We start from the raw sequence: 20,493 nt of genomic DNA, 5'->3' as shown, positions 1-20,493 counted from the left end.
CCGACCAAGCCCGCAAGACCTGGCAGGACGACTACGCCCTGCGCGCCGGCGTGGAAGGCACCATCCACCAAGCCATCGCGATCACCGGCATCCGCCACGCCCGCTACCGCGGCCTACCGAAAACCCGCCTCCAACACGCATTCTCCGCAATAGCCCTGAACCTGACCAGGCTCGATGCCTGGTGGAACAACCAGCCCCTCGACCGAACCAGAACAAGCCACCTCGCCCGCCTCGACTACACCCTCGCCGCCTGAACGAATTCGGCAACAGGGTCCCAGTCGTAGCGGCGGCGCTTGGCTCTCGCGCGTAACCCTGCGATCTGGTCGTAGGTGCGGTGCAGACGGTTCGACGTACGCTCGAACGGATTGCGGGCCCGCTTCTGCCGGGCAGCCTTGCGTTCCAGCCGCAGCAGCCGTTCGGCCTCCTTCGGCCGCAACCACGGTCCGTGGTGCTGGTCGCTGCCGTCGGACAGGGCCAGGGCGACGTTGACGCCCCGGTCGATCCCGACGGCGGGCCCCTGGTGCTGCGCTGGTGTCCCCACCTCCACTTCGGTGCGGAACACGATGTGCCCGGTTGGTCGTGCCGGGGCGCAGCGGGTCGTGGCTGATCTCCCGGGCGTACGGGTCGAGCAGCAGCTTGTTGGGGTTGAAGCGGTTGCCGGCGGCGTCCACGTCGGCGACGAACCCGGCGGCGGAGCCCTTCGTCCAGGCGGTGCTGTACGGCCAGTTCGGCCCCCAGGCCCGGTAGCCGTAGTAGACGGTGCCGGTGACCCCGACGGCGCGCAGCGCGGCGACGTCGACGGTCACGCTGAACACCCCGGAGGCGTCCCGGGTGAGCAGGTAGCTGGCGTTCTCCTGGGTGCCGGTCGGGTTGGCGTAGACGTTGACGGTCATCCGGGTGGCGGCCCCGGAGTGGACGCGGAAGGTGATCCGGGAGTTGGTGGCGTCGTAGCGGGCGCCGAGGGAGCGGGCGTCGATCGCGGCGGCGGCCGGTTCCGGCGCGGTGGCCAGGGGCGCGGCCAGGGCGGCGAGGGCGGCGCTGAGCAGGGCGGCGAGCACGGCCCGGGCACGCCGGGCGCGGGATGCGGACATGGGCCTTCTCCGGACGGTAGCGCGGGACCGACGGGACGCGGGGTGGCGGCCCCGCTCGTTGGAGTGCGTTTCCCGGTCGCGCTGCCGGCGGCCGTCCGGGGTGCTGCAAGACCTTGCAAGGATTGCCGAAAAGATAACAGTCGATTTCAGCGGTAGGCAAGGTGGGAACCCCGGCAGTTCATGCCGGGAGGAACGCCGTCATGGACCGGGACGCTTCTGGTTCTCGATGTACTCCTTGACCGCCGCCAACGGTGCACCGCCACACGACCCGGCGAAGTACGACGGCGACCACAGATGCTCGCCCCACAGGTACTTGCGGAGGTGCTCGGCGAACTCGCGGCGCAGGTACCGGGACGAGACACCCTTGAGACTGTTGACCAGCCGCGACAGGGCGACGCTCGGCGGGTAGTGGACCAGCAGGTGCACGTGGTCGTCTTCGCCGCTGAACTCGCGCAGTTCGGCGCGCAAGTCGCGGCACACGTCAGCCATGACCTGCTGGCAGCGGGTGCGGATCGGATCGTAAGCGCACCCCGGCGGTACCTGGTGGTAAAGACCAAGTGTGCAGTGCAGGTTGTGGACGACACTGCGTCCCCGGCGAACATCCGGATCGGGGGTCCATCGTGGCGATATAGACCAAATGCTACGATGGCGCCGTGAAGTTGGTCGTGCAGGTGAAGCTTCTGCCGACGCCGGAACAGGAGGCAGCACTGGAGGCAACCCTGCGCGCCTGCAACGCCGCCGCCTCGGACGTTGCGGCGACGGCCCGCGGCGTCGGCTGCTACCGCAACTACGACCTGCGGCGGCACGCATACCACGGCATCAAGGACGACCACCGGCTCGGCGCGCAGGCCGCCCAGCACGTCATCAAGAAGGTCGCCGACTCGTACAGGACTCTCGCCGCCAACCTCACGGCCGGAAACTGCGGCAAGCCCGGCTCGAAGCGGCGTCGCAAGATCGAAACGAACCCGATCACGTTCCGCTGGGACGCGGCGCAGCCGTACGACGCGAGGATGCTGTCGTGGCGGCACGACGCCCGGATCGTGTCCATCTGGACCGTGGACGGGCGACTCAAGACGGTGGCGTTCACCGGGTCCGCCGACCAACTGAAAGCCCTCGCCACCCATCCGATCGGCGAATCCGACCTGTTGCACCGGGACGGCATGTGGTTCCTGCACGCCACGGTCGAGATGGACGAGCCGCAGGTGTACGAACCGGACGGGTTCCTCGGCGTCGATATGGGCATCGCCAACATCGCCTACGACTCCGACGACACCCGGTACGCCGGGACGGCGTTAAACGGGTACCGGCGGCGCCAGCAACGACTGCGCCAACGGCTGCAACAGAAGGCCACCAAGTCCGCGAAACGGCTACTGGCCCGCCGCCGCCGCAAGGAAACGCGACACGCCGGCAACATCAACCACAGCATCGCCAAGAGCATCGTGACCGAGGCCGCACGCACCGGACGCGGGGTCGCCGTCGAAAAGCTGACGGGTATCCGCGACCGGGTACGGCTACGCAAGCCCCAACGGGTCACGCTGCACTCGTGGTCGTTCCACCAGCTCGCCGCATGCCTGGTCTACAAGGCGCGCCGGGCAGGTGTACCGCTGGTCGAGGTCGACCCCCGGTACACCTCCCAGACCTGCGCACGTTGCGGGCATCGAGACAAGCGGAACCGGCCCGACCAGGAAACCTTCAACTGCCGGTCGTGCGGGGTCGTTGCCCACGCCGACCACAACGCGGCCCTCAACATCGCAGCGCGCGGTGTCGTGGGCTGGGGCGCAGTCAATCGCCCGCACGCGGCCTGACCTCGCAGCCAGCGGGGGAAGCGATCCGCAAGCCTGCCCACTCATGGGCGGATAGTTGACTCCGGTAAAGGGGGCCAGGCGGACGTCGGGTTCGCGCGGCCAGACCGTGCAGGCCGACCAGGCCGGGTACGGCGACCCGGCCCAACTCGGCCCCGGTGACGGGGTGGTGCCAGCTCACCGCCCCGAGCCGGCCCACGTACAGGCGCGCGTCGTCGGGGCTGAGCACCAGGCCGGTGACGGCATCGCGGACCGCCCAGGCGGCGACGGGGCGGAGGCCGGCGAGCTCCACCGCGCGTACGGTCGTACCGGCCGCGACGAAGAGGCGGTCGCCGTCGGCGACGGCGTACGCGGCGCCGGTGCCCTCGGGCAGGGCGGCCGTCCGGCGTACCGTCAGCTCCTCCGTCGAGATCTCCGCGACGCGGCCCGACGCGACGTCCGCCACGACGAGCCGCCTCCCGTCCGGGGTGATCGCCATGGCGTGGCCGCGCGCGGGCGTCTCGCCGAACGGGTGCGGCAGGTCGACGCAGTACGCCCAGCGCTCGGTGAGGTTCAGCGTGTGTACGAACGCGTGCGCGTTGCCCGGCCGCCCGCTGACCAGGTCCCGGGTGTGCCGGTGACCGGGCTGGTGGGTGTAGAGCGTGTAGAGGGTGCTGCGGTCCGGCGCGAGCACGGCCTGACGTCCGTCGCCGCGCATCTCCTCCTCGGCGCCGGGCGGGACCGGTGCCTTCGCGCGGGTGGACAGCGGGCCGGGCGCCCCGGTGGCGAGGTCGACGACGCGCACCCGGTAGCGGTCCGGCGCCCTGGCCGGGAGCCACTCGAGGACGAACAGGCCGGTGCCGTCCCCGGTGAACGCCTCGGGAACGAAGTTGCCCCGCAGCTCCAGCCGCTGCCGCTTCCCGGCGACGTCGGCGATCAGCACCGGGGTCACCTCCCGCCCGCCCGGGCGCCCCGCGGCGTCGACGCTCACCCCCTCGGGCGTGAGCGCGACGGTGGTGCCGCCGGCCGAGACGGTCTGTGGCACCCAGCGTCCCGGCAGCGTGACCCGGGCGGAGGCGCGGCCGGTGGCGGTGTCGATCCGCCAGAAGGCGGTGTCGGCGCCCTCGGGTTCGGTCGCGTAGACCGCCAGCCCGTCGGCGGTGGCCACCGCGTGCGGGATCGTCTGCCGATCGGCGCCGCGCAGCACGCCGAGCGCGGCGCCGAGCTCGACGAGCAGGGGGTCGGGGAGCAGGAGGTCGGGGAGCCGCTCGGCGGCGGAGCCGGCCCGCCGGACCGGGCCGCAGCCGGTCAGGGCGGCGACGCCGGTGCCGGCGAGCACGGCCAGGACGGTGCGACGCGGGATCGTTGGCGTTGTCGTCATGCCCGGGTGACACCACCGGGGCCGCCGAAGGTTCCATCCCGGGCGGATGGAACCCGGACGGCGCGGGCGGTGTCATGAGTTCGGTCCACCCGGAGGTTACCCATTGGACGACGAACACTTCGTCACCCGCGCCAGGGCGGGCGACCTGGAGGCGTACGAGATCCTCGTCGCCCGGCACACCGCGTCCGCGTACCGGACGGCGGTGCTGCTGGGCGCGGGCCCGGACGCGGAGGACGTCATGCAGGAGGCGTTCCTGAAGGGATATCGCAAGCTCTCCCACTACCGGGGAGCGTCGTCCTTCCGCGCGTGGCTCCTGGCGATCGTCGCGAACGAGACCCGCAACCTGCACCGGTCCCGGCAGCGGCGGGACGGGCTCGTGCTGCGGGCCGCGGCGGCGCACCCGGAATCGGACGTCACCGAGGACCCCGGGGTCGCGACCGTCGTCGCCGGGGAGCGGCGCGCCGCGCTGGTCCGGGCCCTGCGCCTGCTGCCGGCGAAGGACCGCGAGGTCATCGTCTGCCGGTTCTTCCTCGACCTCAGCGAGGACGAGACCGTGGCGATGCTGGGCTGGCCCCGGGGCACGGTGAAGTCGCGGACGTCGCGGGCGCTGGCGAAGCTGCGCGGCCTGCTCGACCGTGAGGAGGTGCGGCATGGATGACCTCGAACGGGAACTACGCGACCTGTCCGCCTGGCTGGCGACACCCGACCCGCCGGACGTGGCGGCCCGCGTACGCGCACGGCTGGCCGCACCCGCGCCCCGGCGCCGCCGCTGGCGCCTGTACCTGGCCGCCGCGGTCGTCGCCCTGCTCGTCGCGGTGCTGCCGCCGGGGCGGGCCGCCCTCGCCGACGCCGTGGCCGGGCTGCTGCGGTTCGCCGGGGTCGTCGTCGCCACCTCGCCCGCGCCGACGCGTGCCACCGGCGCCCCCTCGCCCTTGCCGTCCCAGCGGCCCGCCGCCCTCGACGAGGCGCGGCGGCAGGTGCGATTCCCGATCCGCGTACCGGCCCGGTTGGGTCCGCCCGAGCGGGTCCTGCTCGCCGACCCCGACGGCACCGGCTCCTACCGGGTCGCCACGCTGCTCTATCGCGGCGGCGCGCTGCGCGTCGACGCCTTCGACGGCCGCCTCGAGGTGGCCTTTTGGAAGCAGGCCGCCGGGCCGGGAACGGAGTGGGTCCAGGTCGGCGGCGAGTCCGGCCTCTGGGTCGGCGGCCCGCATGCGATGTCCTACGTGGACCGAACGGGCGGCGTCCGGGTGGAGACCGCGCGGCTCGCCGCGTCCACCCTGATCTGGCAGCAGGGCGAGGTGACCTACCGGCTCGAGGGAGACCTCACCCGGCCCGAGGCGGTCGAGATCGCCCGCTCGGTGCGCTGACCCTGACAAAGCCGGGGCCCGGCTCTCGTGCGAGAGCCGGGCCCCGGGGGGATGGATGGATCGGTCAGTCGGTGCAGGACGGCAGGTCGAAGTGCCCCGGGGTGCCCGGGAAGGCCACCCCGGCGCCCTGCTCCTTGTTGTCCCGCGGGTAGACGTAGGACAGTTCCAGGAAGGCCGAGGTTCCGGCCGTGGTCACGTCCGACGGGCTGCGACCCGCGCCGGTGGCCCAGGCCAGCCTGGTCAGGAAGTCCTGCATGGCCGGGCTGTGCTGGCGGACGTCGTTGAACCCGCCGTAGGCCGCGTTGCAGTGGGTGAACAGGTTGTACGCGCCGTTCCAGTCGAACATCCGGTCGCCGTTGTTCGGCCCGTTCGCCGCCACGTCACCCTGCATCACGTCCCGGTCCCAGCCGCCGTACATCCAGTCGGTGCCGTGGTGGTGCTGGTTGTCGGCCACGACGTCGTTGTCCATGCCCGTCATCTCGAACCAGCGGCACGGGTCGACCGTGCCCTCCGCCAGGTCCACCGGCCAGGCCCCGGCCGCGCAGTTGTCCGGGTAGGAACCGCGCGGACGGAAGTCCAGCAGGTCGGAGCTGAGCACCGCGGTCACGGCCGGGCCGCTGGTCGCCCCGGCGCCACCGAGCAGGTGGTCGACGTACTGGTCGCGGTCGCCCCGGGCGGCGGCGCTGAAGACGCCGTCCACCTGGCACTGCGGGTTGGCCGCGTCGAGCACCGGGTCACAGCCCTTGCCGCCCCACAGCACGTCCGACCCCTCCGACCCGAACAGCTGGTCGCCGCCGCTGTCACCGTTGGCGACGTCGTCACCGAAGCCGGCGTGGATGTTGTCGGCCCCGGCGCCACCGCGGATCCAGTCGCCCGCCCCGGCGGTCAGCCCGGCGTGCGGCATGGGCGCCGAGGTGGAGCTGCCGATCCAGGCGTCGCCGTCGGTGTCGTGCAGCAGGTCGACCCGCCGGTCGTAGTCGCCGGCCCGGAACCCGGTGAACGTCTCCTGCGGCACCGACGACAGCGTGGTGGTGAAGCCCAGCGCCGCCACGTCGTCGGCGTTGAGGTACTGGTTCATCACCCCGCCCCGGTCGCCGAGGATGGCGTCGGCGCCGTCGTCGCCGTACAGGGTGTCCGCACCCAGCTCACCGAAGAGGTCGTCGTCGCCGTCGCCGCCCCGGATCGTGTCGTCGCCGTCCTGGCCCCAGACGCCGTCGTTGCCGGCGTCGCCGTAGAGCTGGTCGGCCCCGAAGGCGCCGGTCGGCTCGCAGGTGGGCTGGGCGGTGGTGCAGAACCGGGTGGACGGGCCGGGCAGCGCCGGGTCGTGGATGCGGACCCGGGTGGCGTCGGCCGGCACCGCGCCGGTCGGGTACCGCTCGGTGTAGACCTTCTCGGCCTGTCCGCCGCCCGCCGTGGTCACGGTGCGCAGCAGCGAGCCGTTGTCGCCGAGGACCACGTCGTCGGCGCCGTTGCCCTCCACCACGTCCCCGGTGTCCCGGAAGCCGGCGGCCGAGCTGCCACCGATCAGGTCGTCCTGCCCGGCCGGCGCGCCGGCCCCGACCAGGTCGGCCGCGGCCGACGCGTCACCCGGCCAGCCCGGGTCGGGCAGCGGCGTGATCGTGGTGCGTCCGGCCGCCGTCAGGGCGTTGTCGCCGCGGAGGACGTCCGCGCCGGCGTTGCCCTCGGCGTAGTCGCCGTCGCCGTCACCGGCCAGGGCGTCGTCGCCGTCCTGGCCCCAGAGGGCGTCGACTCCGTCGCCGCCGCTGATCCGGTCGGCGCCGTACCGGCCGGCGACGACCGCCGCCCGGTCCAGCAGCACCACGATCCGCGGGCCGAACGGGCTGCCGTCGGCGGCGAGCCGGACGGTCGCCGGGGTCGGCTGCTCACCGGGCAGCGGGCGCAGCACCGCGCCGTTGTCACCGATGACCGCGTCGGACCCGGGTCCGCCGAAGACGGCGTCCGCCGTGTCCGGCTGGCCCGTCGTGGTCGCGCCGCTCCCGTCGTACGCGGTGCTGGAGCCGCCGACCAGGTCGTCGTCGCCCGCGTCGCCCTCGACCCAGTCGGAGCCCGGGCCGCCCTCGGCGAAGTCGGCGCCACCGCCGGCCCGCACCCGGTCCGGTCCGCCCTGGCCGAAGACCACGTCGTCGCCGTCCCCGCCGGCGATCAGGTCGCCGCCGCTGGTGCCGGCCACGGGGGCGAACCCGAGGTCGAGCAGGGTGACCTTGCGCTGCGGGCCGCTGCGGCCCTGGGTCACCCGGGTGGCGTCGGTGGTGGCCGGCGCGAACCGGCCGTTGTCCCCGGCGATCAGGTCGGCGTCGGCGTCGCCGTACAGCTCGTCGCCGGTGTCCGGCCGGCCGACTCCGGCGGCGGGCTCCTGCCCGGAGCCGCCGACGATCTCGTCCCGGCCGAGGTCGCCGTGGACCAGGTCGGCGCCGTTGTTGCCCTCGATCTGGTCGTCCCCGGCGTCGCCGTTGATCCGGTCGTCGCCCAGGCCGCCGTAGACGAGGTCGCCGTCCCCGCCGCCGGAGATCACGTCCCCGGCGCCGGCGCCGGCCACGTCACCGGCCAGGTCCAGCGGGTACGGGCCGACGTCACCGATGCGCGGGGTGCCGTTGTCGCCGACGATCCGGTCCACGCCGTCCTCGCCGTAGAGGAAGTCCCGCCCGTCGGCCACGCCGGCGGCGCGCCCGCCGCCGTACAGCACGTCGCTGTCGGGACCGCCGGAGACCTGGTCGCCGCCGGAGTTGCCCTCGGCGGTGTCGGCGCCCGGGCCGCCGTAGAGGCCGTCGTCGCCGGTGTTGCCGAAGAGCAGGTCGTCGCCGTCGTCGCCGTGCAGCTGGTCGATGCCGTTGCCGCCCCAGGCCCGGTCGGTCCCGCCACCCAGGTGCAGGGTGTCGTCGCCGAGCTGGCCGCAGGCGCGGTCGTCGCCGCCGCCGAGGTCGGCCCGGTCGTTGCCGCCGCCGGCGGTGACGACCTCGGTCCCGGCGCCGCCGAGGATGAGGTCGGCCGCGCCCTGGTCGGCGGGGGTCGGCTGGGCGTCGGCGACGGTGGCGTCGGCGCACGCCTCGGCGGGCAGGTGCCGGTCGCCGAAGACGGTCGACCCGCCGTCGCCGCCGATCACGTGGTCGCTGCCGAGACCGCCGACGAGGAGCTTGGTCTGCGACTGCGTGTTCGCCGGCAGCGGCTCGTGGACGACCTGGCGGAAGGGGCCGTAGCCGTCCGAGCCGTCCGGCTCGCCGACCTGGGAGGGTTCCGCGATCACGTAGTCCTCGTCGGGCCCGCCGAACAGCTGGTCGGTGCCGTAGCCGCCGACCAGCACGTCGTTGCCGCCGTAGCCGTAGACGCGGCCGGTCTGGCCGTTGGCCGAGTGCGAGACGACCAGGTCCACGCCGGCGCTGCCGTGCACGGTGTCCTGACCGGCGCCGGTGTCGACCTGGTTGACCAGCCCGTCCACGGCGTCGCCGCTGCCGGGCTGGTCCGCGTCGGCGGGGACGTCGGTGTCGTACGTGTGGATCGTGTCGTCGCCCTTACCTCCGTTGACCGTGTCCGAGCCGGGCCCGCCGACCAGCGTGTTCCCGCCGTTGGGCCGGTCGTCGACGACCACGCCGAGCACGTCGTCGCCGCCGTTGCCGTAGACGGTGCTGGTGCCGTGGCCGACGGTCACGTTGTCGTTCGCGCCGTCGTGGCCGCCGTTCGGGGCGGTCAGCGTGGTCCAGTCCACCAGCCCGTTGAGGGTCTTGTCGCCGGCCCCGGTGCGCACGGTGGTGGCGCCGCGGTTGGTGCCGCCGAGGCCGCTGTCGCCGGCCACCACGTTGTCGCCGTCGCCGGTGGTGATGCTGTCCTCCCCGGCGCCGCCGGCGACCCGGCTGACCACGCCGGCCGCCTCGGCGGTGACGATCACGTCGTCGCCGCCGCGGCCGTCGACGTACGCCGGTCCGGTCCCGGTGCGGATCCGGTCCTTGCCGTCGGAGCCGAGCACCACCGCGGTCTTGTCGAACGCGGAGGTCCTCGTGCCGTCGCCGCTGGTGTCGCCGTCACCGACCAGCAGCACCGACAGGGACGTCTTGTCCGGGTCGGCGACCTCGTAGCCGCGGCCGTCGACGACCACCCGGGTCAGGTTCGGGTCGAGGAACTCCTGCCGCCGGCCCAGGGCCTCGACCGCGAAGCCGTCGAAGTCGTCGGTGGCGCCCTCGGTGCCCGCGTCGGCGTAGTGCAGCGCGTACACCTTGACTATGTCACCGGCGTAGGTGCCGGCGCCGTTGTCCCACGCCTTGTCGCCGCGCTGGTCCTTGGTGCCGAACTTGCCGGCGAAGACGACCAGCGTGTCCCCGGCGGTGCCGGCGAGTTCCGGTGGCGGCGGGGAGCAGTCCGGTTGCGCCCGGAAGTCGAGCAGGGTCGCGTCGACCAGGGTGAAGTTGAACTTCTTCTTGAACAGGAACAGGTTGATGGTGACGTAGACCCGCAGGAAGACCGACAGCCGCCCGCTGGTGGTGAACAGGCAGATCGGGTTGGTCAGGAGCGCCTGGAGGAACTCGCTGGTGCGGAACTTCCCGTCGTTGTTCGGGTCGTTCCAGCTGAAGCCGACGGTGAGCTGGATGCCGCCCTCGATGCCGACCTTGACGATCAGCACGCTCACCTCGGCCCCGGCGGCGATCTCACCGCGCAGGGTGACCACCGGTACGGGCTTGCCGCTGCTGTCGGAGGTCTTGAAGTACAGCCCGTCGAGCAGGCTGACGGCGTCCAGCTCGGTGCCGTCGGTGGCCGCCTCGACGGCGTGCCGGATGCCGGCGGTGTCCAGGCCGGCGATGAACCGGGCGGTCACCGAGGCGCTGCCGGACAGCGTGACGAACACCGGCGGCGGCGCGTAGACCGGGCCGAACGACTGCCGCCAACTGAAGCCCAGCGCCAGCGGACCCGAGTCGAAGCTGATCAGCTCGACGTCCTGGCCCAGCAGCAGCCCGAACAGGGAGCCCGGGTTGTCGAAGATCGGGAAGCTGAAGCCGGTCTTCTGCGCGTTGCTCTTGCCGTCGGCGGCCGGGGTGAACAGCTTCTCGCCGTCGTCACCCGCGGCGGTGTCGACGTCCGCCTTCACCTGGCCCGCGGAGGCCGGGTTGTACTCGGAGGTGCGGTCGATCAGGCTCTCGGCCGAGGCCGGCGACACCTCCGTGGTCAGCGCCTTGGCGCTGTCCATCTTGAACCCGCCCAGCGGGATGGAGCAGCCGGAGTCGCAGTCGGGTATCCGGTTGATGAAGGTGACCACGGCGCGGACGGTGTCGATGAAGTCGAGCTTCGGCCCGCCGTTGAGGGTGCTGAAGGTCTTGGCGAGCCAGACCAGGGTGATGTCGGGGCCGCCGGTGGCCTTCGAGAGGTCCGACAGCACCGGGATCGGCGCGTACAGGGTGTCGATGACCGGTTGCAGCGGGCCGGTGACCGCCTTGAGCTTCTCCACCACCGGCTTGAGGATCTTGCTGAAGAAGGCGCCGGCGTCCAGGGCGATGTCGGTGAAGGTCACCTTCAGCGGCGTGGTGACGCCGTCGCCCGTGGCCGTGAGTGCGCCCCGCTTGTGCTTCAGGCCCCACTGCAGGCCGAAGGTGGCGCTGATGCCGGGCAGCGCGGAGTCCTCGCCGCCGGTGTCGACGGCCGCCGCCAGCCTCCAGTCGATCTTGACCTCGGCGGTGAGGTCGGTGGCGAGCAGCGAGCCCAGGTCGGCGAACTCGGCGAGGGTGAGCCGGTCGTCGGAGTTGGCCGTACAGTCGGCGGTGACGGTGGGGTCGAAGCAGCTCTTCTCCCCCGGCGAGCCCTTCAGGTCGATGCCGAAGTACGCCTTCACCAGCGGGTCGGTCGTCCGCTTCGTCGCCTTCACCTGGATGAAGGCGAGCTGGGCGGCGAGGTCGCCGGTCATGTCGAACTGGGCGCCGACCTGCACCTCGGGCGAGGTGTCACCGTCGTGGGTGGGGACGTAGAAGCCCTCGTCCCGGTCCAGGACCAGGTCCAGGTGCAGCTTCCAGCCCAGCTTGGCCTGGATGCCGTCCGGGGCGCCCTTCTTCGCCTTCAGCGACAGGCCGGGGATGCCCAGGTCGAGCGGCACGTTGTGCGTGAGGCACTCGTCGGACGCGCTGGCGTCGGAGCAGCCGTCGGCGGCGGACGGCGCACCCTTGGAGTTGGTGAGCTTGATCCGGATCGCCTGGAAGTCCTCGGGCGCGCAGGGCGCTGCGACGCCGCTGCGGCAGCTGACCACCGCGCTCACGCCCGGGTCCAGGTCGGCGAGCACCTCGTTGAGGGCCGCCTGCACGCCCGCGCTGTCGAGCGTGGCGTTGGCCAGCACCGGGCCGATCGCGGCCTTGATGTCCTCGCGCAGCTGCGCGACGAACCGCTGGCCCTGCTGCAGGTCGTCGCCGACCAGGGGCAGCTTGCCGTCGAAGCTGGCCAGTCGCAGCGCCTCCTCGATCTTGGCCAGGTACCCGTCGATGCCCACGTTGAAGTCGGTGAGCTTGAGCGACAGGTTGGCGAAGCAGGAGTCGAGGTTCGGGGTGCCGGCCGTGGGCGTGAGGTCCAGGCCGACGGTGAAGGTGAGCAGGTTGGTGTCGTCGTCCGGGTCGCAGTTGTTGACGAACAGTGGCGCCTTCGCGCAGAGCGGCACGTTCGCGCCACCGATCCCGCCGCCGCAGTCGACGCCGGCGGTGGTGAACTTCGGCGTCAGCCCGAGCAGGCCGGTGATCGGCCCGTCCTCGGTCAGCCCGTCGAGGCCGACGCTCAGGTTGGCCTTCACGGTGGCGAAGTCGGGGTCCTTGCCGAGGTCGAGGGCGAGCGGCCCGACCCGCGCGGCGATCGCCGCGTCGGTGACCCCGCCCGCGACGGTGACGCTGGCCGAGGAGCTGTGGTCCAGCAGCGGCGCGGCGTTCAGTCGCAGGGGCAGCAGCAGGCCGAGCTGGGCCCGGGCGTCGACGTCGACCGCGAAGGTGCCGGAGCTGTCCAGGGTGATCAGTTCGCGGTGGGCGTCCCAGGCGAAGTTGAGCGGGCCGCCGGTGTGGAACTTGCGCTTCCAGTCCAGCCCGAGCCGCAGGAACGGCCCGCCCTCGCGCTGGTCCAGGGTGAAGCTGATCCCGCTGTCCTCGCCGATGGCCTCGTTGAGCTTGTCGAGGGCGTCCTGGAGGGTGTCCGGGGGCGAGTCGAGCAGCTTGTCCAGCGCGTCGGCCAGCTCCGGGCGCAGGGCGTACGCGCTGCCGTCGGCCGGCTTCGGCGTGCCCGCCGCCGCCACGCGCAGGGTCCGCCCGTCGATCCTGTTCAGCACCCGGTACGCCTGGCTGCCGACCACGACGGTCCGGCCCTCCAGCCGGGTGTCGAAGCCGGAGTCGCCGTCGCGGGAGGCGTCCTTCAGCAGGAAGTTCGCCCCGTCGGCGACGAACGTGACGTCCTTGCCGACGCCGCTCTCGTCGCCGCCGAGCAGCTGCCGCGCGGAGCGGCCGAGCAGCGGGATCTCCTTGTCCAGCGGGCCGCTGCCGCCGGGCTGGGACAGCGCGACGTTGATCAGCCGCAGCGCCTCGACGACCACCGCGAAGAGCGCCTTCGGGTCGTCGGGGTTGAAGTCGACGGCGAACAGCTCGGACAGCGCCGAGGTGTCGACCACCGGCTGCCCGCCGGCCGTCCAGCTCACGTCGACGCCGATGCCCGTACCGAGGGCGCCGGTGGCGCCGGGCACGCTGACCGTGACCCGGCCGGTGGTCTTCACCGACGACGACACGGCCAGGAGGTTCCCCGGGTCGGACTTCAACCGTTGGAAAAGCGTGCCGAGGCTGATGTCCTGTGCCTGCTTGAAGCTGACCTGGAGCATCCGCTTGTCGGCGGCGGCCGGCCCGACGGCGAGGTTGCCGGCGAGCTTGACCTTGAGGAAGCCAGCGGTGGCGAAGAAGTCCACCCCGGTGGTGATCGGGAAGTCGGCGGCGAACAGCGGCGCCGCCGGGTCGGTGCGCAGCAGCACCCGGTCGACGTTGGCCTTCGGGTCGGTGATGCCGTCGCGCAGGTCGAGCACGAGCGTGACGGCCGCGCTGTAGCGGGGCTTCACCTTGGCGAAGCTGGCCTGCGCGTTCGCCGTCCGCAGGCCGACCTTCTTGTCGCCGCCCACCGGCTTGGTGAGCGTGCCGGCCAGCTCGACGGCGCCGATGTTCGGGCTGGAGCCGCTGATCACCCAGACGCTGTCGTTCGGCGGCTGCCCGCCGATCCAGTCCTGGGTGAGGGTGACGGAGTTCGCGGTGTTGGCGGCGACGGTGCCGGCGGAGGTGCCGGCCACCACCCGCTGGCCGACCAGCGCGCCGGGCGTGAAGCGGTCGCCGCTGACGCTGAAGCCCTTGGCGGTGAAGGTCGCCCCGCGCCCGGACAGCTCCGCGGCGCCCGGGTCGAGCGGCACCTCCACGGTGGACTCCCGCTCCAGCCTGACCCGGAACACCAGCTTGTCGTCGGCGAAGGAGAGGTTGTCCACCGGCAGCCCCTCGGCCGCGAGCAGGGCGAGCAGCTGCTGGATCGAGCTGAACTTCGGCTGCCCGGCCAGGGCCGGGTCGTCGGTGCTCGGGTCGAACTGCGGGTCGTCCGGCCGCGGGTGGACGTACTCGCGGAGGAAGCCGGTGAGCTTCTCGTTGACCTGCACCGCGTCGGCGAACGTGCCGCGCAGGAAGGGCAGGTTGAGGTTGCCGGCCGGGCCGCTCTGCTGCACGCCGCTGAGCAGGGTGGCGAGCTGGGCGAGCCCGGAGGCCAGGTCCAGCGGGCTCATGTTGCGGAACTTGGCGATCGTCTCGTCCAGCCCGGTGGTGGTCACCGTGGGAGTGCCGACGGAGATGTCGTTCCAGTCGACGTTCACGGTCGCCGCCACGCTCGGCAGGGCGAAGGGCGCGCCGGAGACGGCCGCGCCGAGCTTGACCACGCCGTGCACCGAACCGGGGCCGGGCTCCGTCTCCGTGTCGGAGATCTTCCCGCCGCCGGAGTTGTCGAGGGCCACCTGCACGAGCCCGGCGAGGGAGCCGGCGGCGCCGAGCTCGCCGGTGTTCGCGCCGGCGGCCGTGTCGAAGGCGAGCCGGCCGTCGCCGTTGGGGTCGGTCAGGGTGACCTTCAGGTGGGTACGCGCGGTGAGGGTGCTGCCGGCGGTCAGCGTGACCCCGAGGATGCCGACGGAGGCGGTGGCCTGGTCGAGGTCGGCGCGCAGCCGCGCCGCCGCGTCGATGTCGATGCGCGGGGTGTCCCCGTCGCGCACCAGGTAGGTCTCCCCCGACGCGGTGTGCCGCGCCCGCAGGTGCAGGGTGGCCCAGCCGGTCACGCTGACGGCCTTGTCCAGCGTCACCCCGGCCAGCGTGAGGTCCTTGTCGACCACCTCGCGCTTCGTGGTCAGCAGCACGTCCAGCAGGTGGTCCCCGCCGCTGGTGCTGACCGAGCTGGTGAGGCGGGTGCCACCGCCCAGGTCGACGTCGTCCTTGGTCAGGCCGTCGGCCAGCGCGTCGGACGCCTTCTTCGTCAGCTTGTCCGCGTCGACGAGCGCGCCCGGGCTGACCCCGAGCAGCGGCAGCGGCTGGCCGAGCAGCCCGACCTGGGACAGGCCCCCGTCGGCCCAGGTCGCGGTGCGGGACATCAGGGTCTTGAGCGCGGTCTCCCACGCCTCGTCGGCGTGGGCGGGCGCTGCCGTCCACACCAGAGCCATCGTGGCGGTCATCACCGCCGCGACAGCTGCGGCGAGCAGCCGTCGTAGAGCCACCATGAGCCACCTCGTTCCTCGATGGCCGTCGACGACGGCGCGGGGGTCGGCGACAGCACATCGACCGCAACCACCGTCCACAACGACTGTGTCGGCATCGTGACAGGGCGTCAGTCCGAACGGCTCGCGCGGCCGACCGGGTGGTCAGTCAGGCGTGTGCTCGCGGACCGGAGACCCCTACCGAGGGCGGATTGTGGCCCCGCCGCCGCGGGGACTCATAGGCTGCGCCGCGACTCAGGATCGGACGGCAGGGCACAGCGGCCGGCGTACGCGCAACGCCCCGTGGTCCCCGCCGGACCAGGGGCCGCGGGGGTGCGGCCCTTCCAGGGGACGTCAAGCCCACCTCGGCGACCTGGGCGAGTTGTCGGCGCACCGGTCGCTGGTGCTGCTGGACCTGCGCGGGACCGGGGAGTCCGCCGCCCCGGCGGACCCGGCGAGTTACCGGTGCGACCGGCAAATCGAAGACGTCGAGGCGCTGCGCGTACACCTCGGGCTGGACCGGCTGGACCTGGCCGCGCACTCCGCCGGCGCGGCCCTGGCCCTGCTGTACGCCGCCCGACACCCGGACCGGGTCGCCCGCCTCACCCTGATCAATCCCAGCCCGCGCCCGGTCGGCCTGGACGTCGCCGACTCCGACCGCCGGGAGCTCGCCGAACTACGCCAGGGGGAGCCCTGGTTCCCGGACGCCTTCGCCGCGTTCGCGCGGATCTGGTCGGGTGAGGCCGCGGCCGCCGACTGGACGGCGATCACGCCGTTTACCCACGGCCGGTGGGACGCGGCCAGCCAGGCCCACGCCGCCCGGGAGGCGAGCCAGCGGAACGCGGACGCGGCAGCCGTCTACTACTCGGCCGGCGCCCTCGACCCGGAGGCCGTCCGGTCCGCCGCCGCCCGCCTCCGGGCGCGGGTCCTGCTCGTCGCCGGCGAGTACGACGTCGCCCTCCCGCCGAAGCGCGCCGCCGAGTACGCGGGCCTGTTCCCGCACGCCGAGTTGGCGGTGCAGCCGGGCGCCGGGCACGATTCCGTGGAATCTCGCCCCCGGCCGGCTCGGCCGCGTCCTGGCGGTGACGTGCCGTCCCGGCCTCGGTTCGCACGTGCGAACCACAAAACGCGCGCGTTGCCACCGGCGGTGGTGGTGCCCGCCGCCCCCGCGCATCCTCACCTTCACCCCCGAACCCCTCACCACCGCGCGAACTGCGGCCATCGCCCGGCGGCGACCGGGAACGGGCGCGGTGTCGAGACTGCACAGCTCACAGGAGTCACCGCGGCGCCCGTGCCGGCGGCGGTGAGCCCGGCCTCGTCAAGCAGGTGGGTCTGCCGCTGGGTGCTCTGCTCGTCGGTGGACACCCGCGTGTAGACCAGCTCCGCCATTGCCTGTCCTGTTCGTCCGATCGTCGCCGACATCGCTGATCCAACTGTCATCAAACGCTGTCGTCAACTCGGGTCGGCCTGCATTGGATCGGCGGGTCGGATTCCTGTGGCCGGGAGTGATCCATTGACTCTGTTCCGTACCTGTCGTCAAATGGTCCTTTGCCGACAGAGACATCCGGGGCGAATGCTGCGTGCCCGGCCGGACGCTCGACCCCGCGCCCTAAAGATCAACTAAATGATCCCCGGTGACATGAGCGTTAGGAAAACCTCATGTCCGGCCCCTGCCAGGTGGCCCAGGCGCCGGGGTTCCCGCCGTCGTCGGGCTGATTGTCGATGTGCGGCTGGCCGAAGTTGGTGGACATCCCGGCACCGTGGGCGGTCACATCAATGTCGGGATTCGGCCACGCCGGTCCCGCCCACCCCTCCGGCCAGGTCGACGCCGTGAGGGCGTCCGGGTCGTCCAGCGGCCCGGGCAGCCCGGGCAGACCCGTGCCCGCCGGCGGGGCAGGTACCGGCCCGGGCATCGGCAACGTATCCCCGTGGTACCGCCAGGACAGGTCCGCACTACCCTGCGGGCGGTCCGGTCCGGGGGCAGGGCCCGGCACCGGTGCTTGCCGGGGCGGATCCGGATCGGTCACCCTGTACCGCGCCGCCACGCGACCGCGTTTTTCCTGGTCCAGCCACAGCAGACCACGGTTGCGCAATGCCACGATCCGGCCACGCACCGTCGGCCGCGCTGTGCGTGTCGCCGCGGCGAGGGCTGGCTCGCTGGCGGTGATGAGCCCGTCGCCGTCCAACTGGTCGATCAGGGCGTTCCACAACTCCCGCAGCGGCTGCTCCTCCAGCCGCGTTGTGGTGGTGATGTGGCCGATGTGCTGGTCGAACAGCGTCCGGGCATCATTCCGGTCGAGCACCCACTGTCTGCCCTCAGGAGGGGCCGGCAACGCTTGCCGGGGCGGACCCGGATCGGTCACCTTGTACCGCGCCGCCCTGCGACCGTGACCTCCCCGGTCCACCTGCAGCAGACCACGGTCGCGCAATGCCCCGATCCGCTTATTCACCGTCGACCGCGATGTGGATGTCGCCGCGGCGAGGGTTGGCTCGGTGGCGGTGATGAACCCGTCGCCGCCCATACGGCGGATCAGGGCGTTCCACAACTCCCGCAGCGGCTGCTCCCGGTGCTGCGTTGTGGTGGTGATGTGGCCGATGTGCTGGTTGAACAGCGTCCAGGCATCATTCCGGTTGCGCACCCATTGGCTGTCCGCAGTGGGTTGGGGTTGGGGTTGGTCGGGGTGGAGTGGGGCGGGGGTGGGTGGCTCGTAGGCCGGGTGATGGAGGGTGTCGCCGGCGGGGAGAGTGCCGGCGTCGGTGCGGGTCACCGCTGGGGAGGGTGCGGGGTATGGTTCCCAGCCCATGTCCGTCCCCTGGTAAGTGGCCCAGTCGCCGAGGTTCCGGCTGCCCTCGCCGGCCTGACTGCCGATGCGCGGCTGGCCGGGGTCGGTGGACATCGCAGCACCGTAGTGCCCGTCGGTCACGCCACTGCCGGGATTCGGCCACCCCTCCGGCCAGGACGACGCGGCCGGCCCCGCCGGCCAGGACGATGCCGTGGGGACGTCCGGGTCGCCCAGCGGCCCGGGCAGCCCAGGCAGCAGACCCGTGCCCGCCGGCGGGGCAGGTACCGGCCCGGACATCGGCGACTGAGGTGCCGGATTCTGTAGGCCCAGTCCGGGCGGGAACGACTGCGTTCCTGGGAACTGGCTGGGCTGGTCGCCGCTGGGCTGCGACCACGGGTCGGGCGGGGCCTGCGGCCGGGGCGGATCCGTCGGCTGCGGCCCGGGGACGGGTTCCGTGTCCACGGCCGTGGGCGGGCCGACCCACGCCGGATGGAGCAGATTGAGCAGATCGGCTGGGTCCATCTGCCAGGTGGGCCAGGCGCCGGGGTTCCCGCCGCCGCCGGGCTGATTGTCGATATGCGGCCGGCCGAAGTCGGTGGACATCCCAGCACCGTGGGCGGTCACATCAATGCCGGGATTCGGCCACCCCGGTCCCGCCCACCCCGCCGGCCAGGTCGACGCGGTGGGGGCGTCCGGGTCGTCCAGCGGCCCGGGCAGCCCGGGCAGCCCGGGCAGACCCGTGCCCGCCGGCGGGGCAGGTACCGGCCCGGGCATCGGCAACGTATCCCCGTCGTTCAGCCAGGACAGGTCCGCACCCTGCTGCGGGCGGTCCGGTCCGGGGGCAGGGCCCGGCACCGGTGCTTGCCGGGGCGGACCCGGATCGGTCACCCTGTACCACGCCACCCTGCGACCGTGACCTTCCCGGTCCAGCAGCAGCAGACCATGGTCGCGCAATACCCAGATCCGGTCATTCACCGTCGACAGCGATGTGCCTGCCGCACGGGCGAGGGCTCGCTGGCTGGCGGCGATGACCCCGTCGCCGTCCATACTGCCGATCAGGGCGTTCCACAAGTCCCGCAGCGGCTGCTCCTGCTGCTGCGTTGTGGTGGCGATGTGGCCGACGTGCTGCTCGAACAGCGTCCGGGCATCATCCCGGTTGCGCACCCACTGGCTGCCCGCAGGAAGGGCCGGCACCGGTGCTTGCCGGGGCGGACCCGGATCGGTCACCTTGTACTGCACCGCCCTGTGACCGTGTGCTTCCCGGTCCAGCTGCAGCAGACCATGGTCGCGCAATGCCACGATCCGGTCATGCACCGTCCGCTGCGATGTGCGTGTCGCCGCGGCGAGGGCTCGCTCGCTGGCGGTTGTGAACCCGTCGCCGTCCATACTGCCGATCAGGGCGTTCCACAACTCCCGCAGCGGCTGCTCCCGGTGCTGCGTTGTGGTGGTGATGTGGCCGACGTGCTGCTCGAACAGCGTCCGGGCATCATCCCGGTTGCGCACCCATTGGCTGTCCGCAGTGGGTTGGGGTTGGGGTTGGTCGGGGCCGCTTTCCGTTGGATCGGGCGACTGCCGGCTCGAGGTGGAGCCGGCCCACCGGTGGTGACCGCCAGCGGTGGTGAAGTCCTCCTGGACCGGCCAGCTCACCTCGGGTTCCTGACCGTTCTCGACGATGTCCGCGGTCCGTACCGCCTCCACCAGATCCGGTCCGAACAGCTCCACCGAAGCGTCCGAGAACAACACGGACCGCACCGGCTCGTCCGCGTGTGGCCGCAGCTCGCCGGGTATCTGGTTTACCTCGTGTGTGGACGACATCAGCCGCCGGGCGCGCAGCTGGGTGCGCAGCCATTCACCGAAGGAGGTGGCCTGTCCCGGTCCCTGCCATGCCGCGTCGCACCAGACGAGCATGATGTCGGGTGTGTCGCCGCCCCGCTGTTGCGCCTGCGCGACGGCGTGTTGCCAGGCGGGCGAGGCGGTGAGCGTCCGTAGGAACAGGGCCTGGCGTACCGGATCGTGGGCGAGCCGTTCGGCCAGGTTCCGGTGCCCGGCGATGGTGAACCATCCCTGCACCCACGGCAGCGCCTGTGCCGCCGTGCGGTCCGCCGCCGCCGCGTCCAGATCCGCCACGGCCGGGTCGGCGAAGTACACGCCGCTGAACGTGTCCGCCATGGCGATACCCCTGGATGCCTCGACCAGTTGGGGCAGGACCTCGTCCGGCGACGGCGCCTGGATACCGATGTCCGCGGCGAGCCGGCGCAGCTGGGCGTCGGTGGCACGGCCGTGGCCGCCGCTGGCGAGATCGTGGATGCGTTCCGCGGCCGGCCCGTGGGCAGCGGCGAGCCCGAGATCGGCCGGGCCGCTGCTGCCGGCCG

The 20,493-nt window shown here is 72.7% G+C and carries 9 protein-coding genes and 2 pseudogenes; 6 read left to right on the top strand and 5 right to left on the bottom strand.

What is annotated here, in order from left to right; translation table 11 throughout:
• A partial coding sequence (locus tag ABGB16_RS29810) for a transposase (protein WP_347671412.1) occupies positions 1 to 254 on the top strand: 254 nt, incomplete at its 5' end.
• Here ABGB16_RS29810 and ABGB16_RS29805 read toward each other — a convergent pair.
• Positions 236 to 562, bottom strand: a complete 327-nt coding sequence (locus ABGB16_RS29805; RefSeq protein ID WP_347671411.1) for a hypothetical protein — start codon at positions 560 to 562, stop codon at positions 236 to 238. The two genes, ABGB16_RS29810 and ABGB16_RS29805, sit on opposite strands and share 19 nt — an antisense overlap.
• An 11-nt stretch (positions 563 to 573) precedes the next feature.
• Here ABGB16_RS29805 and ABGB16_RS29800 point away from each other — a divergent pair, with 11 nt between their 5' ends.
• Positions 574 to 747 (top strand): hypothetical protein, encoded by a 174-nt coding sequence (locus ABGB16_RS29800; protein ID WP_347671410.1) that lies wholly within the window; start codon positions 574 to 576, stop codon positions 745 to 747.
• 542 nt (positions 748 to 1,289) lie between these two features.
• Here ABGB16_RS29800 and tnpA read toward each other — a convergent pair.
• Positions 1,290 to 1,661, bottom strand: a pseudogene (gene tnpA / locus ABGB16_RS29795) (IS200/IS605 family transposase).
• Positions 1,662 to 1,744: 83 nt separating this feature from the next.
• On the opposite strand from tnpA, the gene ABGB16_RS29790 reads away from it, so the two are divergent.
• The gene (locus tag ABGB16_RS29790) at positions 1,745 to 2,896 is read left to right on the top strand and encodes a transposase (RefSeq protein ID WP_347671409.1); all 1,152 of its coding nucleotides are present in this window, start codon (positions 1,745 to 1,747) and stop codon (positions 2,894 to 2,896) included.
• On the opposite strand, the gene ABGB16_RS29785 is transcribed toward ABGB16_RS29790, so the two are convergent.
• Positions 2,874 to 4,253 (bottom strand): hypothetical protein, encoded by a 1,380-nt coding sequence (locus tag ABGB16_RS29785; RefSeq protein WP_347671408.1) that lies wholly within the window; start codon positions 4,251 to 4,253, stop codon positions 2,874 to 2,876. The genes ABGB16_RS29790 and ABGB16_RS29785 overlap by 23 nt on opposite strands.
• A gap of 46 nt (positions 4,254 to 4,299) precedes the next feature.
• Here ABGB16_RS29785 and ABGB16_RS29780 point away from each other — a divergent pair, with 46 nt between their 5' ends.
• Both ABGB16_RS29780 and ABGB16_RS29775 read left to right on the top strand, forming a co-directional pair.
• Positions 4,300 to 4,911, top strand: a complete 612-nt coding sequence (locus ABGB16_RS29780; RefSeq protein WP_347671407.1) for an RNA polymerase sigma factor — start codon at positions 4,300 to 4,302, stop codon at positions 4,909 to 4,911.
• Positions 4,904 to 5,623, top strand: coding sequence for a hypothetical protein (locus tag ABGB16_RS29775; protein WP_347671406.1), 720 nt, complete (start codon positions 4,904 to 4,906; stop codon positions 5,621 to 5,623). Before ABGB16_RS29780 ends, ABGB16_RS29775 begins: the two co-directional genes overlap by 8 nt.
• Positions 5,624 to 5,687: 64 nt before the next feature.
• On the opposite strand, the gene ABGB16_RS29770 is transcribed toward ABGB16_RS29775, so the two are convergent.
• Positions 5,688 to 15,362, bottom strand: a complete 9,675-nt coding sequence (locus ABGB16_RS29770) for a calcium-binding protein (RefSeq protein ID WP_347671405.1) — start codon at positions 15,360 to 15,362, stop codon at positions 5,688 to 5,690.
• 358 nt (positions 15,363 to 15,720) lie between these two features.
• Between ABGB16_RS29770 and ABGB16_RS29765 the strand changes: the two genes are divergently transcribed.
• Positions 15,721 to 16,713: an alpha/beta hydrolase gene (locus tag ABGB16_RS29765; protein WP_347671404.1), complete on the top strand. Its 993-nt coding sequence runs from the start codon at positions 15,721 to 15,723 to the stop codon at positions 16,711 to 16,713.
• A gap of 271 nt (positions 16,714 to 16,984) precedes the next feature.
• On the opposite strand, the pseudogene ABGB16_RS29760 reads toward ABGB16_RS29765, so the two are convergent.
• Positions 16,985 to 20,493, bottom strand: a pseudogene (locus tag ABGB16_RS29760) (hypothetical protein); the annotation flags it as partial.

The sequence above is a fragment of the Micromonospora sp. B11E3 genome (assembly GCF_039871625.1).
Classification (GTDB): domain Bacteria; phylum Actinomycetota; class Actinomycetes; order Mycobacteriales; family Micromonosporaceae; genus Micromonospora.
The sequence above is the reverse complement of the archived record's forward strand: the minus strand, read 5'-3'. Positions and strand labels throughout refer to the sequence as shown.

Coding starts and splice junctions, on each gene's coding strand:
- ABGB16_RS29785 (WP_347671408.1), bottom strand. CDS start 4,253: ATGACGACAACGCCAACGATCCCGCGTCGCACCGTCCTGGCCGTGCTC.
- ABGB16_RS29780 (WP_347671407.1), top strand. CDS start 4,300: ATGGAACCCGGACGGCGCGGGCGGTGTCATGAGTTCGGTCCACCCGGA.
- ABGB16_RS29775 (WP_347671406.1), top strand. CDS start 4,904: ATGGATGACCTCGAACGGGAACTACGCGACCTGTCCGCCTGGCTGGCG.
- ABGB16_RS29770 (WP_347671405.1), bottom strand. CDS start 15,362: ATGGTGGCTCTACGACGGCTGCTCGCCGCAGCTGTCGCGGCGGTGATG.